Origin of the sequence: Pectobacterium hainanensis (assembly GCF_046237015.1) — a bacterium.
Lineage (GTDB): Bacteria > Pseudomonadota > Gammaproteobacteria > Enterobacterales > Enterobacteriaceae > JBJYIN01.
Window position 1 is genome coordinate 1 of the sequence record NZ_JBJYIN010000027.1, and the last position, 17594, is coordinate 17594.

Genomic DNA, 17594 nt, shown 5'->3' on the forward strand with positions numbered 1-17594 from the left:
CTGTTCACCACAACTGCGAATCGCTGTTGCCGTGTCAGTGGAGGCGCATTATAGGGACTTCTCCGCAGGCCGCAATAGGTATTTTAAAGAAAAATGATTGTTTGCTGCATTCCACAGCAAAACCCCGTTTTATACCTATTTTTGCACAAACTTATCCACAGGAAGCATTCTATTCAAAAATTGACGAGCATCACGCAAACGTTTTCGCTACAATTCACCCCGTTCAAGATCGTCGTATTTTTGCGAACGCTAACTGAATATTTCTCTTTATTCCGCAATTATTGCTCTGACAAAGACGATATTCACATACCGTTCTTTAATGACTACCCAAATTCAGGGGATAACATAATCATGCAACAACGCCGTCCAATTCGCCGCGCTCTGCTCAGCGTTTCTGACAAAGCAGGTATTGTCGAATTTGCCCAAGCTCTGTCCCACCGTGGCGTCGAGCTTCTTTCAACGGGTGGAACCGCCCGTTTGCTGGCTGATGCTGGCTTGGCTGTCACTGAGGTCTCTGACTACACTGGCTTCCCAGAAATGATGGATGGGCGTGTAAAGACTCTGCACCCGAAAGTACATGGCGGCATTTTAGGTCGACGCGATCAAGATGGCGCGATCATGGCGCAACACGACATCAAACCGATTGATATCGTCGTGGTCAACCTGTATCCGTTTGCCCAAACCGTCGCCCGTGAGAACTGTACGCTAGAAGATGCGGTCGAGAATATTGATATCGGTGGCCCGACGATGGTTCGTTCTGCCGCCAAGAACCATAAAGATGTGGCTATCGTAGTCAAGAGCAGCGACTACAGCGCCATCATTAATGAAATCGACGCTAACGACGGTTCACTGACCTACGAAACCCGTTTCGATTTAGCCATTAAAGCATTCGAACACACTGCCGCTTACGACAGTATGATTGCCAACTACTTTGGTGCTCTGGTTCCGCCTTACCACGGTGATACCGATAAACCATCGGGCCACTTCCCACGCACATTGAACCTGAACTACATCAAAAAGCAGGACATGCGCTACGGAGAGAACAGCCATCAGCAAGCTGCCTTCTATATAGAAGAGAATATTCACGAGGCTTCTGTCGCCACCGCGACGCAGTTACAAGGCAAAGCGCTGTCTTATAACAACATCGCCGATACCGATGCGGCGCTGGAATGTGTGAAGGAATTTGCCGAACCGGCCTGCGTGATCGTTAAACATGCGAATCCATGCGGCGTAGCAATTGGCAGCTCAATCCTTGATGCCTACGAACGCGCCTATAAAACTGACCCGACATCTGCATTCGGTGGCATTATCGCTTTCAACCGTGAACTGGATGAAGAAACGGCGCAGGCTATCATCAGCCGTCAGTTTGTCGAAGTGATTATTGCGCCATCTGCCAGCGAGGCCGCACTGAAAGTGACCGCAGCCAAACAAAACGTACGTGTCCTGACCAGTGGTAGCTGGCAGCAACGTATTGCTGGCCTGGATTTCAAACGCGTCAACGGCGGCTTGCTGGTACAGGATCGCGATCTGGGCATGGTCGATGCGTCTCAGTTGCGTGTCGTGACCGAACGCCAGCCGAGCGAACAGGAATTGCGCGACTCGCTCTTCTGCTGGAAAGTAGCTAAATTCGTTAAATCCAATGCGATTGTGTACGCACGTGACAATATGACCATCGGCATAGGTGCCGGTCAGATGAGCCGCGTTTACTCCGCGAAAATCGCCGGTATCAAAGCGGGTGATGAAGGGCTGGAAGTAAAAGGTTCAGCAATGGCATCTGATGCGTTCTTCCCATTCCGTGATGGTATTGATGCTGCCGCTGCCGTTGGCATCACCTGCGTGATCCAACCGGGCGGATCGATTCGTGATGATGAAGTCATTGCCGCCGCTAACGAACACGGTATTGCGATGATCTTTACCGACATGCGCCATTTCCGCCATTAATTCTGGAGCAGACCGAAATGAACATTTTAATCATTGGTAATGGCGGACGCGAGCACGCGCTGGCCTGGAAAGCCTCACAGTCGCCGCTGGCGAAACGTGTTTATGTTGCTCCGGGGAATGCTGGCACCGCGCTTGAACCCGCGCTGACCAACGTCGATATCGCCGCAACGGATATTCCAGCGTTAGTTACTTTTGCGCAGGAAAACCACATCGATTTAACCATCGTTGGCCCGGAAACGCCGTTAGTTCTCGGCGTTGTGGATGCATTTCAGAGCGCCGGTCTAAAAATCTTTGGTCCAACGCAAGGTGCAGCACAGCTAGAAGGCTCGAAAGCTTTTACTAAAGATTTTCTGGCACGCCATAATATTCCATCAGCGGAATACCAAAACTTCACCGAAGTGGAACCGGCACTGGCCTATGTCCGCAGCAAAGGCGCACCAATCGTCATCAAGGCCGACGGGTTAGCTGCTGGCAAAGGCGTGATTGTCGCCATGACGTTGGAAGAAGCGGAAAACGCTATTCAGGATATGCTGGCGGGGAATGCCTTCGGCGATGCCGGACACCGTATCGTGGTGGAAGAATTCCTTGATGGCGAAGAAGCCAGCTTCATCGTAATGGTGGATGGCAAGAATGTGCTGCCGATGGCAACCAGTCAGGATCATAAACGCGTTGGGGATAAAGATACGGGCCCGAATACCGGTGGCATGGGTGCTTATTCTCCGGCTCCGGTCGTGACCGATGAAATCCACCAGCGAGTGATGGATCAGGTAATTTGGCCGACCGTCAACGGCATGGCAGCCGAGGGAAATACCTACGTCGGTTTCCTGTATGCTGGCCTGATGATTTCTGCCGATGGTCAGCCAAAAGTGATCGAGTTCAACTGCCGTTTTGGCGATCCAGAAACACAGCCAATTATGCTGCGTCTGCGTTCCGATTTGGTAGAACTGTGTCTGGCAGCCTGTGACGGCACGCTGGATCAGAAAGATTCTGTCTGGGATGAACGTCCGTCTCTGGGTGTAGTATTAGCGGCAGGCGGCTACCCGGCTGACTACAACACGGGCGATGTGATTTCCGGTTTACTGCAGCAAGATGCCGAAGATGGCAAAGTCTTCCATGCAGGTACCAAACTAAACGGTATTAATGTCGTGACCAACGGTGGCCGCGTACTGTGCGTCACCGCATTGGGTAATACCGTGGCTGAAGCGCAACAACGCGCTTACGAAATCGCAGCTGGTATTCAGTGGCAAGGGGTATTCTGTCGAAGGGATATCGGCTACCGCGCTATCGAACGTGAACAAAATTAATCAACGACAAGCCCGGAGCAATCCGGGTTTTTTATATCAAAAACGGGGCGGTGAACAAGTGATACGCTCACTACCCTATTGTGGGTTCCCACTGACAAACGTTTTCTTGTGTCACCAGTAACAACTGAACACCTTCAGGCCCTTCCAGCCACGCGATATTCAGCGTCCCGGTCGTATGCTGATTTTGCTGATATATCCATTCTCGTGAGGACTGTTCAAAATTTGGGCGCATGTTTTTCCCATCACAGGTCGTCGCTTCCCCATTTTGCCACTTCCCTTGTTTCAGCAAGACATTTCCTGCTCGTAGGACATCACTGAGCTCAAGTATTCTTTTTGCATCGAACTGATACAACGCGATATCGTCATCAGGAATTAGCTCACGGCGTTCCGCTAATTGGCGTTGCATAAAGCTCACGCTACCACTTTCCGAAAATCGTATACGCGTTTCATCCTTCTTTGTTCCCAAATGGGTTTTCTGGACTTCTCGTATTTTTTTCTGCTGGTATGAGTAACGTGTAATAACGGTACCTTGCCCTTGAAACGGGCTGTAAACCGTCATCAATGAAATGGTGTTTTGTTGGGGGTCATCCTTACGCCACAAGCGCACAACACCACGATCGGCGATATAACCGCTGGCAAACGTTGAGGGAGGTGTTGTGTGGCTGCTACAGGCAATGGTCGCTATACCTATCACAGCAACCCACAGTGGGCGAGAAAAAAGCAAAAGGGGCGCAACCGCCCCCCTGCTTAAACGCTTGACCAACATGATCTTATTTAACAGCGTCTTTCAGAGCCTTTCCTGCAACAAATGCTGGCACGTTAGCAGCAGCAATTTTGATTTCTTTACCAGTTTGCGGGTTGCGGCCAGTGCGCTCATTACGATGGTTGACTTTAAACGTACCAAAGCCAACTAATTGTACTGCATCACCTTCTTTCAGAGACTCAGTAATTGCTGCCAGAGTTGATTCCAATGCCACTTTCGCTTGTGCTTTTGACAGATCAGCTTTGTCCGCAATTACATCAATCAGTTGAGTCTTATTCATAAGTTATCCTTACAGTGTGTTTATCGCTTGCTAAGCATCGAGTGCGACGGATATGCAATAATAGCACTCTCCTGCATACACGCACCGACAGCCACTTTTTTTACGCCCCCCAAATGTAGACCAGACAGGGTGCGGATGTGAAGCCTTAAGAGACGCCATTTCAGGCCTCAAATCACGTTTTATTGCGTTATTGGTGCAAATTTATCCCAATATTACTACTTCCCGCCTCACGCAGATCGGAACGCAACCCTTTAATCAATTCGATATCGCGTTCTTCGCAAGCCGCCAACAGGCGAAAAATCTCCCATTGGATGTCCCATTCTTCTTCAATCACAGACAACGTGTTCAGCTCTTCGTCCGTCATTTCTCTGCCAGCCTGTGTCATTTCCAGCATGGCAACCGTGCGAATTGAGGCTTCGCTAATTGCAATCGCGTGCTCTAGCGTTTCACCACTTAAACGCGAATGAATCAGCTCACCCAGCGCAATACAAGCATCTATCGCCGGGTAGACGCCGTAAATGGCAAAATCATCAGATGCAGGAACCGCTTCCTCCAGCTTTTCTAACTGGCTATCAAAATTCACCTTGGCATCTTTAACCACCAGCGTTTCCCACACCAGGTCGAGAATGCGACGATAAACCATCGCATCACCAAAATCAGTCTGGCGGCAAAACTCATGATAATTGGGATACATTCGTTCACACAGACATGCCATAAACGTGACATGCTGCCAGCTTCCCAGCTTTTCCAAACGCAAATGAATGGGATTACGTAACATTTTTATGCTCATTAAAGGCGTTGGGCGGCAGTGTACCTGAAATTATCGCCGTGCCCTATTCCTGAATTCCTAAAATATTTACCGTTGCTGCCAGCGCAAAAATGCCGGGCGATTGGACGCGACCGCATCCGCCCAGCGTGTTGGCTCAGGTAAACGATAACCACGAGTACAACGTTTCACCCACTGTAGCGCACTGTCCATACCAACCCGGTGCCCTGTCGCCACAAATAATGGGTTACAACGTGCTTTGCTGCGCCAAACCCAACCAATCTGCTCGTCCTTATCCGACAGAGGCTGCTGGCTGCCGACCTCATCCGCCAACGCATCAAAATGACCACACAGACGACTTTTCGCCACACCAATCGTTGGCACATTCACCAGCAAGCCAAAATGGCTCGCGACCCCCAAGCGACGAGGATGAGAAACCCCATGCCCATCGACAAATAGCAGATCCGGCTTCTGTTCAACCAACTCCCATGCAGCAAGCAGCCCCGGACATTCGCGAAAAGAAAGAAAACCAGGGATGTAGGGCATCGTTGTGTCGATTCGCGCAATTTTATACTCAATCATTTCCAAAGAGGGGTATCGCATGATGACAATCGCAGCGCGAGTGACCGCTCCTCCCTGCTCGAAACCAACGTCCGCCCCCGCGATAAACGCAGGCTGCTCAAAAGGTAAATCGTCGTGCCGAATCACATCAGAAGCGCGGGCTAGCTGTTCGGCCCTCAGCCGTTGCGTATCAATCACATCACCTCCTGTCGATCACGCATGATAAGCGCGGGACAACCGATGGACGGCTTCAACAAAAACGCCTGCATGTTCCGGCGGCACATCCTGATGAATGCCGTGCCCCAGATTGAATACATGTCCATTGCCTTGACCGAACCCAGCAAGGATCGACGCCACTTCCTGTTCGATCCGTGCCGGATCGGCATACAACATCGACGGATCCATATTTCCCTGTAGCGCCACTTTATCGCCCACGCGACGGCGTGCATCGGCAATATCGCTCGTCCAATCCAGGCCCAGCGCATCGCAGCCGGTCTCTGCCATCGCTTCAAGCCACTGCCCTCCGCCTTTGGTAAAGAGCGTCACTGGTACACGTCGGCCTTCGTTCTCACGCAGTAAACCATCAACAATCTTATGCATGTACCGAAGGGAGAATTCTTTGTAGTCACGTCCGCTCAGCACCCCACCCCAGGTATCAAAGACCATCACAGCCTGTGCGCCCGCACGAATCTGCGCGTTGAGATAAAGAATGACGCTATCGGCCAGTTTATCCAGCAGCAGATGTAATGTTTTAGGCTCAGCGAACATCATTTTCTTGATGACGGTAAACGCTTTGCTGCTGCCGCCTTCAACCATATAGGTCGCCAGCGTCCATGGACTACCCGAGAAGCCAATCAACGGCACCTCACCGGCGAGGCTTTTACGAATCGTCCGCACCGCATTCATCACATAGCCGAGTTCTTGTTCTGGATCGGGGACGGGTAATTTAACGACATCAGCATGAGATGCGATGGGAGAGCGGAAACGAGGGCCCTCTCCCGCTTCAAAATAGAGCCCTAAGCCCATGGCATCAGGGATCGTCAGGATATCGGAAAACAAAATGGCCGCATCAAGAGAATAGCGCCGCAAAGGTTGTAATGTGACTTCACACGCCAGCTCAGCATTCTTACACAGAGCCATAAAATCACCGGCCTGTGCACGCGTTAGTTTGTACTCTGGCAAATATCGCCCGGCCTGACGCATCATCCATACGGGCGTGACGTCAACAGGTTGGCGTAACAACGCCCGCAAATAGCGATCGTTTTTCAGGTAGCTCATGTCATTTTCCTTTAGGCATTATGATGCTTATCGCAGTGACGTATCACGATGTGAGTGAATGGTAACACGATCGTTCTCATCCCATTCCCGACACAACACCACAGTATCCTCAATGAGGCGGCGAGCTACCGTTCCTGGTGGTGGTAAAATGGGCAAACGATCATAGCGAAACCAGGCCGCATCACGTAACTCTTTCGGATCGTGCTTGATATCTCCACCAGCATAATCGGCCATAAAAGCCATCATCAGTGAATGGGGAAAAGGCCAGGGCTGAGAAGTGATATAACGCAGGTTCTTAATCTGAATTTGGCTTTCTTCCATGACTTCGCGAGCAACAGTCTGTTCCAGCGTTTCTCCGACTTCAACAAACCCTGCTAGCACGGTGTACATGTTACCGCGATGGCGCTGATGTTGTGCCAGCAGAATCTCACTTCCACGACGAATAGCCACAATGATACAGGGCGCAATTTGGGGGTAATAACGTTCTTTGCAGTGGTGGCACAAACAGGCCAGCTCGGTTTTACTCGGTACCATCTCGTGACCACAGTAACCGCAAAAACGATGGGAGCGATAAAATTCAGCCAGTTGGATACCGCGTCCCGCTAGCTGGAACAGCCCGGCATCTTGCTCAATAAGTTGTCGGACGGAGGTCATCTCACTATCTCGATGCTGACACACAAGCCACACAGGTAAGCCCTGCCATTCACCGATGATACGTCCTCTCGCATCCTGTAATGACCATGATGCTGCGGTTCCCTGCGGTAGTTCTCCCTGAGGCAACCAGATTTGCCCAGCATCACTGACTACCCACCACCCACTTTCATCACCTTTTAACGTTTGTTCCATATCTTTTTATTGCTCCACTCTCACTTCACTGGCATTTTACACTCTGGGTGATGACATAAGTTTTATAACTAATATTTCAGTTATTTCTTACCGTTCACGGAGTCAACAATGCTAAACCAGTTACAAAGCCTGACTGAATACGTTGGTGGCAATAATGCGTTAATCGACCAATGGCTACAAGCACGTAAGCAGCTTCTTGTCACGTACTATCATCTGGTTGGCATCAAGCCGAATAAAGACACACTCTCACGTCTGGATGAAGAAGCTCTGGATCATTTTTGTCAGAATCTGGTGGATTATCTTTCGGCGGGTCATTTTCATGTCTATGAAAAGATGCTACATGAAGCCGCCATTCTCAGTGAACAAAAACTGGCTCGTTCAACCCAGCTTGACCATGCATTACAAACCAATACCCAGCAAATCATGACATTTTACGATAGCAGCCTGGTCACGGCTATCGATCATGATAACTGTCTTGAATTCCAGCAAGCGCTTTCTCATGTTGGCGAAGCGCTGGCTGAACGTTTTACGTTAGAAGACAAGATGATTCGACTGGTATTTGATAATTAACTTTTATTGCCAGTGAAATCATTTTGTTATCACTAATCATGTGATCTATCTATCACTGATATGCCGACACGCTTTGACATGGTGGTTTTGTCGTCATACAGTGTCGTTGTTGTAATCAGCCCGTTAACACTAGGGCTATCTTGTCGGAGTGCCTAGCGTACTTCCGTTCTTGACATTGTTGAGAAGGGAAAGACACAGGCTGAGACCGTTAATTCGGGATCCGCGGAACCTGATCGGGTTAATACCTGCGAAGGGAACAAGAGTAATTCGTTTCATTGCGCCATAGATAGCGTTGATCTAAATACGTTTTTTATGCGACCTGATACCCATTATTACTCCCTCCGTCTCCAGACAAGCAATTTTCCCTTTACGTCTTATAGGAACTTGCTATGTCTACAGAACCATTATTATCAAAACCGTCTAAAACTGGCCGTCGTGAGCAACGTGCAGCCGCCCAGCAATTTATCGATACACTACAAGGAATGGCATTCCCCAATTCTCAGCGAATCTATCTGACCGGCTCGCGAGAAGATATTCGTGTCCCCATGCGTGAAATTCAACTTAGCCCGACATTGGTGGGTGGAAGCAAAGATTCACCGCAATATGAACCAAACGAAGCCATTCCAGTTTATGACACCGCGGGCCCTTACGGTGACCCCGCCTCACACCCCGATGTACGTATTGGTTTGAGAAAGATCCGGGCTAACTGGATCGCTGAACGCAACGATACCGAAGCACTGGCAGGAGTAAGCTCCGATTTCACTCAGCAGCGCCTCGCCGATGCGGGTTTGGATCACCTCCGTTTCGAGCATTTACCGCATCCGATAAGAGCGAAAGCAGGAAAACGCGTCACACAATTACATTATGCTCGCCAGGGCATTATTACCCCGGAAATGGAATTTATCGCGATTCGTGAAAACATGGGACGAGAGCGAATTCGCGGTGAGGTGCTACGCCAGCAGCATCTAGGGCAAAGCTTTGGCGCACATTTACCCGAGAACATTACGCCTGAATTTGTACGACAGGAAGTCGCCGCAGGACGGGCCATTATCCCCGCTAATATTAACCACCCAGAATCAGAGCCCATGATCATTGGTCGGAACTTTCTGGTTAAAGTTAACGCCAATATCGGCAACTCGGCGGTCACGTCCTCTATCGAAGAGGAGGTGGAAAAGTTAGTCTGGTCAACCCGTTGGGGCGCGGATACGGTGATGGATCTCTCAACCGGTCGTTATATCCATGAAACCCGCGAATGGATTCTGCGTAACAGCCCGGTTCCGATTGGTACGGTCCCCATTTATCAGGCATTAGAAAAAGTGAATGGCGTGGCGGAAAACCTGAACTGGGACATGTTCCGCGACACGCTGCTGGAACAAGCAGAACAAGGCGTGGACTATTTCACCATTCATGCGGGTGTGCTGCTACGCTACGTGCCAATGACCGCCAAACGCCTGACCGGCATTGTGTCTCGCGGCGGATCTATCATGGCAAAATGGTGTCTGTCGCATCATAAAGAAAGTTTTCTCTATGAACACTTTCGTGAAATTTGTGAAATCTGTGCCGCTTATGATGTTGCGCTCTCACTGGGTGATGGATTACGTCCAGGTTCAATTCAAGACGCTAACGACGAAGCTCAGTTCGCCGAACTGCATACGCTGGGCGAGCTGACCAAAATTGCCTGGGAATACGACGTACAGGTGATGATCGAAGGCCCTGGACATGTACCGATGCAGATGATCCGCCGCAACATGACCGAAGAGTTGGAGCACTGCCACGAAGCGCCGTTCTATACGCTCGGCCCGCTAACCACGGATATCGCACCAGGTTACGATCATTTCACCTCTGGCATCGGCGCCGCGATGATCGGCTGGTTTGGCTGCGCCATGCTCTGTTATGTGACACCGAAGGAACATCTCGGTTTACCGAATAAAGAAGACGTTAAGCAGGGGTTGATTACCTACAAGATCGCCGCTCACGCCGCCGATTTGGCGAAAGGTCATCCCGGCGCACAAATCCGTGATAACGCCATGTCGAAAGCCCGCTTCGAATTCCGCTGGGAAGATCAGTTCAATCTGGCGCTCGATCCCCAGACGGCCCGTGCTTACCACGATGAAACTCTTCCTCAGGAATCCGGCAAAATCGCGCATTTCTGTTCCATGTGCGGCCCTAAGTTCTGCTCGATGAAAATTTCTCAGGAAGTGCGTGATTACGCGGCAAAACAGGAAGCCGAAGCGAAGCCTATTGAAGTCGGCATGGCCCAGATGTCGCAGGAATTCCGCTCTCGCGGCAGCGAACTTTACCACAGCGCAACAAGCCTGCTGACGGAGGAAGGAAAATGACGAGTCCTTTAACGGATACGCCTTTTGCACCAACAGAGCAAAAACTGGGGCTCTATCCGGTCGTCGATAGTGTGGAATGGATTAAACGTTTACTCAGTATCGGTGTAAAAACCATTCAACTACGAATTAAAGACCTACCTGATGAGCAGGTTGAACATGATGTTATCCAGGCAATCGAGCTGGGCCGTCTTTATCACGCTCGGTTATTTATTAATGATTACTGGCGGTTAGCAATAAAGCATCGCGCTTATGGCGTTCACCTGGGGCAGGAAGATCTCGATACCGCTGACCTGAGCGCAATAAAAAATGCAGGGCTGAGACTCGGCCTTTCTACCCATGACGATCGCGAACTCGCCCGCGCAATCGCCGTCAATCCGTCCTATATTGCGCTGGGGCATATTTTCCCCACGCAAACCAAAGAGATGCCATCCGCGCCGCAGGGGCTGGCCGAACTCACGCGACACATAACCGAACTGCGAGATCGCTTCCCCACCGTGGCGATCGGTGGGATCAGTACCGATCGCGTTCCTGCGGTATTGCAAACGGGCGTTGGCAGTATTGCCGTCGTCAGTGCCATCACCAAAGCATCTGATTGGCGCCGGGCAACAACGACACTACTCGACATGATCGAAGGGAGGGCCGGAGGCGATGGCAAATAATCATGAGAGCAAACACGATGGACTAAGCGATGAGGAATTCTTGCGCTACAGTCGCCAACTGCTACTGGAAGATATCGGTCCAGAAGGACAGGAAAAGCTCAAATCCAGCACCGTATTACTGGTTGGTCTGGGAGGGCTAGGCGCGCCGGCGTCAATGTATCTCGCCGCCGCCGGTATCGGTACATTGCTGTTAGCTGACAATGACAAGCTGCACATCAGTAACCTGCAAAGGCAGATTCTCTACCGCACTAATGATACGGATAAGCCTAAAGCAACGCTGGCGCAACATCAGTTACAGGCATTAAACCCACAAACGGAATACATTGCGCTAACGGAAAGACTCACAGGCTCCGCATTACACCGTGCAGTCGGCCAGGCTGATCTCATTCTTGACTGTAGTGACAATATGGAAACACGTCATGCCGTTAACGCGGCCTGCGTTCAAGCCAACAAGCCATTGATTAGCGGCAGTGCCGTCGGTTTCAGCGGCCAACTGCTGGTCCTTACCCCTCCCTATCAACATGGCTGCTACGCCTGCCTGTATCCCGAGGCAACCGAACCGCAAAGGAACTGCCGTACCGCCGGCGTTCTTGGTCCTGTCGTCGGCGTAGTGGGAACATTGCAGGCACTCGAAGCAATAAAGTTGCTGGCAGGATTACCTTCCGCATTGAACGGAAAACTGCGGCTATTCGATGGCAAACAGCAGAGCTGGAATACCTTGCAATTAACCCGCGCAGATCATTGCCCGATATGTAGGACTTCTGCATGAACATTACATTGAACGATCAGATTATCGAGCTGGATAGCACTGTGACGATCGAGACGTTTCTTATGCAGATAGACCGACTTCAACCAGGTACGGCTCTTGCCATCAATCAAACCATTATTCCGCGCGACACCTGGGCTCAACACCTGGTGCAGGACGGTGATGATATCTTGCTTTTTCAGGCAATCGCAGGAGGATAATATGCTGCAAATTGCTGATACAACCTTTACATCCCGGTTACTTACTGGCACCGGAAAATTTGCCTCGCCAGACCTGATGATGGCCGCATTAGCCGCATCGGGTTCTCAGTTGGTTACCATGGCGATGAAACGCGTTGATTTAAAACATGGCAACGACGCGATCCTTGCACCTCTCCAACAACTTGGCATCAAACTACTACCCAATACTTCAGGTGCAAAAACCGCAGATGAAGCAATCTTTGCAGCCAGGTTGGCGCGTGAAGCATTGGGGACACATTGGGTGAAATTAGAAATCCATCCAGATGTGAAGTATCTCCTGCCGGACCCAATTGAAACGCTGAAGGCCGCCGAGCAATTGGTTAAAGATGGATTTACTGTATTGCCCTACTGCGGTGCCGACCCGGTACTTTGCAAACGTTTGGAAGAAGTCGGCTGTGCGGCCGTAATGCCGTTAGGTGCCCCGATTGGTTCCAATCAAGGATTACAAACCCGTGATTTTCTCCGCATCATCATCGAACAAGCTCGAATACCGGTAGTCGTTGATGCCGGAATCGGTGCTCCCAGCCATGCTACCGAGGCGTTGGAAATGGGGGCTGACGCCGTATTAGTCAACACCGCCATCGCTGTTGCCCGCGATCCGGTCAGTATGGCAAAAGCATTCAAGATAGCGGTAGAAGCAGGTGAACTCGCCAATCAGGCGGGGCTGGGAAATAGACAATTCACCGCCAGCGCAACCAGTCCTTTAACCGGATTTTTGCGCCAACAGGTTGAAGAGGTGAAATAATGATAAGCGATTTTCAGAACGTCTGGGAGCAGCTTGACTGGGACGACCTGACGCTGCGTATCAACAGCAAAACCTCGCAGGACGTGGAACGTGCGCTTAATACGCCGCAGCTAACACGCGAGGATTTTATGGCGCTGCTTTCCCCTGCCGCCAGCCATTATCTGGAGCCGTTGGCGCAGCGAGCACAACTGTTAACTCGTCAGCGATTTGGTAACACCGTCGGTTTTTATGTCCCGCTTTACCTCTCCAACCTGTGCTCAAATGACTGCACTTACTGTGGTTTCTCAATGAGTAATCATATAAAACGCAAAACGCTGGATGATGATGAGATCCTGCGCGAATGCGCCGCGATCAAAGAAATGGGGTTCGATCACCTGCTACTGGTTACCGGGGAACACCAGCGTAAAGTCGGTATGGAATATTTTCGCCGCGTTTTTCCACTTATTCGCCCCCACTTCAGTTCGCTGATGATTGAAGTCCAACCTTTATCACAAGCTGAGTACGCAGAATTAAAAACGCTGGGGCTGGATGGCGTGATGGTTTATCAGGAAACATACCATCCCGCGACGTACCAGCTACATCATTTGCGCGGCCACAAACAGGATTTTCACTGGCGGCTGGGTACGCCAGATCGCCTTGGTCAGGCCGGGATCGACAAGATCGGATTGGGCGCGCTTATCGGCCTTTCCAATAGTTGGCGAACCGATTGCTATATGGTTGCAGAACACCTGCTGTATTTGCAGCAAACCTACTGGCAAAGTCGCTATTCCATCTCATTTCCGCGTTTACGCCCCTGCGCTGGCGGCATCGAACCGGCATCGCTGATGGATGAGGCACAGCTCATGCAGGTCATCTGTGCTTTCAGATTACTGTCACCGGACATTGAGCTATCGCTATCCACGCGAGAGTCACCGTTTTTCCGCGATAACGCCATTCCGATTGCGATCAATAACGTCAGTGCTTTCTCAAAAACACAGCCTGGTGGCTATGCAGACAACCACCCCGAACTGGAACAATTCTCACCCCACGATAGCCGTCGTCCCGAAGAGGTCGCGCAGGCAATTATCCGCGCTGGGCTGCAACCGGTCTGGAAAGACTGGGATGGATACCTGGGTAGAAGTGCGTAACTAACCTCTTATGCTGTTCAGCGCAGCATTATTGTGCCGACGCCGTGTTAAGCATCGTGCTCATGAAGCAGTCGCTCCGTTGCTTCCCCCATGATGCGCAGACCCTCTGCCGTTTCCTGTGTAAACGGCAGAGCATAATTAAGCCTCATACAATTACGATATTTACCGGCAGCGGAAAATAAAGAGCCTGCCGCAATTTGCATACCGGCTTTTTTCACTTCTCGGTTTAGGCGGAGCGAATCAAAATGTTCCGGTAATTCGATCCACATAAGGAATCCGCCTTGTGGTCGGCTCACACAGATCCCACAGGGAAAATACTCTCGGACATGGCAGGTAAACACCTGCAAATTCGCTTTGTACTGAGCACGCATCCTTCGCAAATGGGGCTGATAATGTCCCTGAGCGATAAATTCGGCAACCGCCAGTTGAGTATGAGGAACGGTATATCCCGTGCTGATATACTTCATATACAGTACCCGTTCCAAATAACGGCCTGGAGCAATCCAGCCAACACGTAAACCGGGCGCGAGCGTCTTAGAGAAAGAGCTACACAACAGAACCCGACCATCATCATCGAATGACTTTACCGTGCGGGGGCGTGGGTAGTCATAAGCCAGTTCACCATAAGCGTCATCTTCAACGATCGCCAAATCAAACTGTTGCGCCAACGTCATTAACGCTTTCTTACGCGTATCCGGCATAAAAAAACCGAGAGGATTATTGCAATTCGGCACTAACAACAACGCCTTAACCGGCCACTGTTCCAGCGCGAGCCCCAAAGCTTCAAGACTAATGCCAGTGACCGAGTCAGTGGGAATTTCAATAACCTTAACACCCAATCCTCTAAGCAATTGTAACGTGCCGGGAAACGTTGGAGACTCCACCGCAACGATATCGCCAGGCTCACAGACCGCACGCACCGCGACAAATAGCGCTTCCTGACACCCGGTAGTAATAACGATGTCGTTACGGGTTAATTGGCAGTTACTGTCTAACGCCAGACGCGCAACTTGCTCACGTAGCTCATGAGAACCATGCATATTGCCGTAATTCAGCACCCGCTCATCCCGTCGCTGACACAAACGGTTCATGGCCTTCCATAGCGGATTAATTGATGATAGGCGGATATCCGGCGTTCCGCCGCCAAAATTGAACGTACTGTTATTCGGACGTGAGTTAAACAGTTCCAGTACTGAATCCCACTGGGTGATTTCCACCGGGCGCTGAACCGGGCGAGTCAACTCAGGTACCGGTGGCGCAGCTTTACGCGGGGCGACAAAGTATCCGGAACGAGGTTGAGGCATAATAAGCCGACGTGTTTCCAACAGATGATAGGCTTGTTGGACAGTGCTAATACTCACACCGTGCTCAGCGCTCAGTGCACGCACGGATGGCAAACGCTCACCGTTTTGATATAACCCCTGCTCAATTCTTTGTTCCAACAACGCGGCAAGATGTTCATAGCGTGTCACCGTATTATCCCCCGAATATACAAATAGCAACAACCAGTACAGATAAGGAAAAAAATTACCATTCAGATGCAATTTCACACAATCTGTATGTTAAATAAAACGATTCTCTGAGTCTGTATCTGTATTCGCCTCCCCCGCATTATATGGCCTAAATCATTCGAGTTGCAGAACAGCAGCCTGAAAGAGAACAGGTACAGCAGTCGCACATCGGATAAGGGGGAAGTATGGAGTTTCACGAGAACCAATCACAAAAACCATTTCGCCAATCACCATTCTGGCTGATGTTAATTTTACCGTATCGTCTATGGAAGGCATGGCGACTCAGACGTCATACTCGTCATATTCTTAGAAAGATGAATGATGAGCAGCTAAAAGACATTGGCCTGACACGCAATGATATCGATCGTTTACCGTAATGAAAGCTAGACCGATGCAAGACATCTCTCTACGTTTTGCATCGGTCTGTATTGATAATGGTTAGTTATTGATGCACAGATTGAGGTTTCATGCGCAAACCGATAACCGCCGACAGCAGGCACCCCAAAGCCAGATAAGCAGCAACGGCATGCCAGGAACCATCCATAAACTCCACCAGCAATACAGCAATAAACGGCGTGAAACCACCACCGACAACGCTGGCAACCTGATAGCCCACACCCGCACCGCTATAGCGATAAGCGGTACCAAACAATTCAGTAAACATCGGTTGTTGCACACTGACGACCATATCATGTGCAATATTTGCAAGCATAATAGCAAACAGCAGAATCATGAATGTGTTACGACTTTCTAATGCCATAAAAAATGGCACCGCACTGATGAAACCGATCAAAGCGCCTGTAACGTAAATTCGACGGCGGCCAAAGCTATCAGCCAAATAAGCAAAAAAAGGAATAGAGACGCAGCTCACTGCTCCCACCAATAAGCCGATATTAAGAAACATATCACGCGAAAGGCCGAGGTGAGTGGTGGAATAATTCAGGGCAAAAGCCGTGACGATATACATCGTCAGTAGTTCACTCAATCTCAGGGCAATAATCAGTAAAAATGCCTGTGGATGTCGGCGCAACGCTTCCATAATCGGGAATGAGCGAATTTTGTTTGCTCTGTCCTGCAAAGTTTTGTTTGCCTCAAACTCTTGTGATTCATCCATACCATTGCGGATCCACCATGCAATCGCAACCAGTACCAGACTGAACAAGAAAGGCAAGCGCCAGCCCCAGCTAACAAAATCATCGTTTGTCGTAAGATGGCTAACAATGGAAACTGAACCAGTGGCCAACAGTAAACCAACGCCAAAACCAACCTGCACACCACTACTGTAAAACGCTTTCTTTTTCTTTGGGGCGTTTTCAACCGCCAGCAAGGCTGCTCCACCCCACTCGCCGCCAACGGCAAAACCCTGAATAGCGCGTAGCACCACCAGCAGTACCGGAGCCCACCAGCCAATTGAATCAAAAGAAGGTAACAACCCAATCAATGCCGTGGAAACGCCCATCATCCAGACGGTAATCATCAGCATACGTTTACGACCCAACTTATCGCCAAAATGCCCGAACACCATGCCGCCTAACGGACGAAACAAAAAGCCGACGCCGAATGTGCCAAAAGCAGCCAGTGTTCCCATTGTCGGGCTGACCTGTGGGAAAAATTCCGTATTAAATACAAGTGCGGCAACTATTCCGTACAGTAAAAAATCGTACCAATCGACAACAGCGCCGACAAAACTTCCCCACGCCGCACGACGGGCTCGGCCTTGTGAATGGCTTTCTGATTGAATTTTTGGTGTAGCATTACCGCTTACTGTGCTATCACCACCGGTTGGTAACGCACTGTCGCCCTGCGCAAGAGCTGACGCTGATGAAGTATTCATGACTGTCTCGTTATTTTTACTTTACACCACTGTACAACAAAAAATTCAGGGATGATATAAAACGC

General features: G+C 50.2%; 19 protein-coding genes and 1 riboswitch. Of the genes, 11 read left to right on the forward strand and 8 right to left on the reverse strand.

The genetic code is table 11. From position 1 onward, the window contains the following. From ACKPVM_RS19665 to purD, 3 genes are all read left to right on the forward strand, one after another. On the forward strand, positions 1 to 257 hold a 257-nt coding region (locus ACKPVM_RS19665; protein WP_409311446.1), incomplete at its 5' end, for a hypothetical protein. A gap of 94 nt (positions 258 to 351) precedes the next feature. Beyond that, on the forward strand, positions 352 to 1941 hold the full coding sequence (gene purH / locus ACKPVM_RS19670; protein WP_409311447.1) for a bifunctional phosphoribosylaminoimidazolecarboxamide formyltransferase/IMP cyclohydrolase: 1590 nt from the start codon (positions 352 to 354) through the stop codon (positions 1939 to 1941). 17 nt (positions 1942 to 1958) lie between these two features. After that, positions 1959 to 3245: a phosphoribosylamine--glycine ligase gene (gene purD, locus ACKPVM_RS19675; RefSeq protein ID WP_409311448.1), complete on the forward strand. Its 1287-nt coding sequence runs from the start codon at positions 1959 to 1961 to the stop codon at positions 3243 to 3245. A gap of 70 nt (positions 3246 to 3315) precedes the next feature. Here the strand turns inward: purD and ACKPVM_RS19680 are convergent, their stop codons facing one another. From ACKPVM_RS19680 to nudC, 6 genes are all read right to left on the reverse strand, one after another. After that, positions 3316 to 4011, reverse strand: coding sequence for a DUF1481 domain-containing protein (locus ACKPVM_RS19680; protein ID WP_409311449.1), 696 nt, complete (start codon positions 4009 to 4011; stop codon positions 3316 to 3318). 4 nt (positions 4012 to 4015) lie between these two features. Continuing rightward, positions 4016 to 4288, reverse strand: coding sequence for a nucleoid-associated protein HU-alpha (gene hupA, locus ACKPVM_RS19685; protein WP_109491429.1), 273 nt, complete (start codon positions 4286 to 4288; stop codon positions 4016 to 4018). Positions 4289 to 4475: 187 nt separating this feature from the next. Next, on the reverse strand, positions 4476 to 5066 hold the full coding sequence (locus ACKPVM_RS19690) for a YjaG family protein (RefSeq protein WP_409311450.1): 591 nt from the start codon (positions 5064 to 5066) through the stop codon (positions 4476 to 4478). A gap of 78 nt (positions 5067 to 5144) precedes the next feature. Then, complete coding sequence (nfi, locus tag ACKPVM_RS19695; protein ID WP_409311451.1) at positions 5145 to 5813, reverse strand: deoxyribonuclease V; 669 nt, start codon at positions 5811 to 5813, stop codon at positions 5145 to 5147. 15 nt (positions 5814 to 5828) lie between these two features. Beyond that, on the reverse strand, positions 5829 to 6893 hold the full coding sequence (gene hemE, locus ACKPVM_RS19700; protein ID WP_409311452.1) for a uroporphyrinogen decarboxylase: 1065 nt from the start codon (positions 6891 to 6893) through the stop codon (positions 5829 to 5831). Between the two features lie 27 nt (positions 6894 to 6920). Continuing rightward, a complete protein-coding gene (gene nudC, locus ACKPVM_RS19705) occupies positions 6921 to 7739 on the reverse strand; it encodes an NAD(+) diphosphatase (protein WP_409311453.1) in 819 nt (272 codons plus the stop codon). A 108-nt stretch (positions 7740 to 7847) separates the two neighbouring features. On the opposite strand from nudC, the gene rsd reads away from it, so the two are divergent. The 7 genes from rsd to thiH all read left to right on the forward strand — a co-directional run bounded on the left by rsd (position 7848) and on the right by thiH (position 14184). Then, positions 7848 to 8309: a sigma D regulator gene (gene rsd, locus ACKPVM_RS19710; RefSeq protein WP_409311454.1), complete on the forward strand. Its 462-nt coding sequence runs from the start codon at positions 7848 to 7850 to the stop codon at positions 8307 to 8309. A gap of 134 nt (positions 8310 to 8443) precedes the next feature. Continuing rightward, positions 8444 to 8582, forward strand: a riboswitch (TPP riboswitch). Between the two features lie 116 nt (positions 8583 to 8698). Beyond that, a complete protein-coding gene (gene thiC, locus ACKPVM_RS19715; protein ID WP_409311455.1) occupies positions 8699 to 10648 on the forward strand; it encodes a phosphomethylpyrimidine synthase ThiC in 1950 nt (649 codons plus the stop codon). Continuing rightward, positions 10645 to 11307 carry a thiamine phosphate synthase gene (gene thiE, locus ACKPVM_RS19720; RefSeq protein WP_409311456.1) on the forward strand — a complete coding sequence of 221 codons (663 nt, stop codon included), beginning with the start codon at positions 10645 to 10647 and terminating at the stop codon, positions 11305 to 11307. The genes thiC and thiE overlap by 4 nt, the downstream gene beginning before the upstream one ends. After that, the gene (locus ACKPVM_RS19725) at positions 11297 to 12076 is read left to right on the forward strand and encodes a HesA/MoeB/ThiF family protein (RefSeq protein WP_409311457.1); all 780 of its coding nucleotides are present in this window, start codon (positions 11297 to 11299) and stop codon (positions 12074 to 12076) included. Before thiE ends, ACKPVM_RS19725 begins: the two co-directional genes overlap by 11 nt. Next, on the forward strand, positions 12073 to 12273 hold the full coding sequence (gene thiS, locus ACKPVM_RS19730) for a sulfur carrier protein ThiS (protein WP_409311458.1): 201 nt from the start codon (positions 12073 to 12075) through the stop codon (positions 12271 to 12273). The genes ACKPVM_RS19725 and thiS overlap by 4 nt, the downstream gene beginning before the upstream one ends. 1 nt (position 12274) lies before the next feature. Further along, entirely contained in the window at positions 12275 to 13057 is a 783-nt protein-coding gene (locus ACKPVM_RS19735) for a thiazole synthase (RefSeq protein ID WP_409311459.1), read from the forward strand. Next, positions 13057 to 14184, forward strand: coding sequence for a 2-iminoacetate synthase ThiH (gene thiH / locus ACKPVM_RS19740; protein WP_409311460.1), 1128 nt, complete (start codon positions 13057 to 13059; stop codon positions 14182 to 14184). The genes ACKPVM_RS19735 and thiH overlap by 1 nt, the downstream gene beginning before the upstream one ends. 47 nt (positions 14185 to 14231) lie before the next feature. Here the strand turns inward: thiH and ACKPVM_RS19745 are convergent, their stop codons facing one another. Continuing rightward, positions 14232 to 15656, reverse strand: coding sequence for an aminotransferase-like domain-containing protein (locus ACKPVM_RS19745; protein WP_409311461.1), 1425 nt, complete (start codon positions 15654 to 15656; stop codon positions 14232 to 14234). 224 nt (positions 15657 to 15880) lie between these two features. Here ACKPVM_RS19745 and ACKPVM_RS19750 point away from each other — a divergent pair, with 224 nt between their 5' ends. After that, on the forward strand, positions 15881 to 16072 hold the full coding sequence (locus ACKPVM_RS19750) for a DUF1127 domain-containing protein (RefSeq protein ID WP_409311462.1): 192 nt from the start codon (positions 15881 to 15883) through the stop codon (positions 16070 to 16072). Positions 16073 to 16137: 65 nt separating this feature from the next. Here the strand turns inward: ACKPVM_RS19750 and shiA are convergent, their stop codons facing one another. Then, positions 16138 to 17529 (reverse strand): shikimate transporter, encoded by a 1392-nt coding sequence (shiA, locus tag ACKPVM_RS19755; protein ID WP_409311463.1) that lies wholly within the window; start codon positions 17527 to 17529, stop codon positions 16138 to 16140. Positions 17530 to 17594 lie beyond the last annotated feature (65 nt).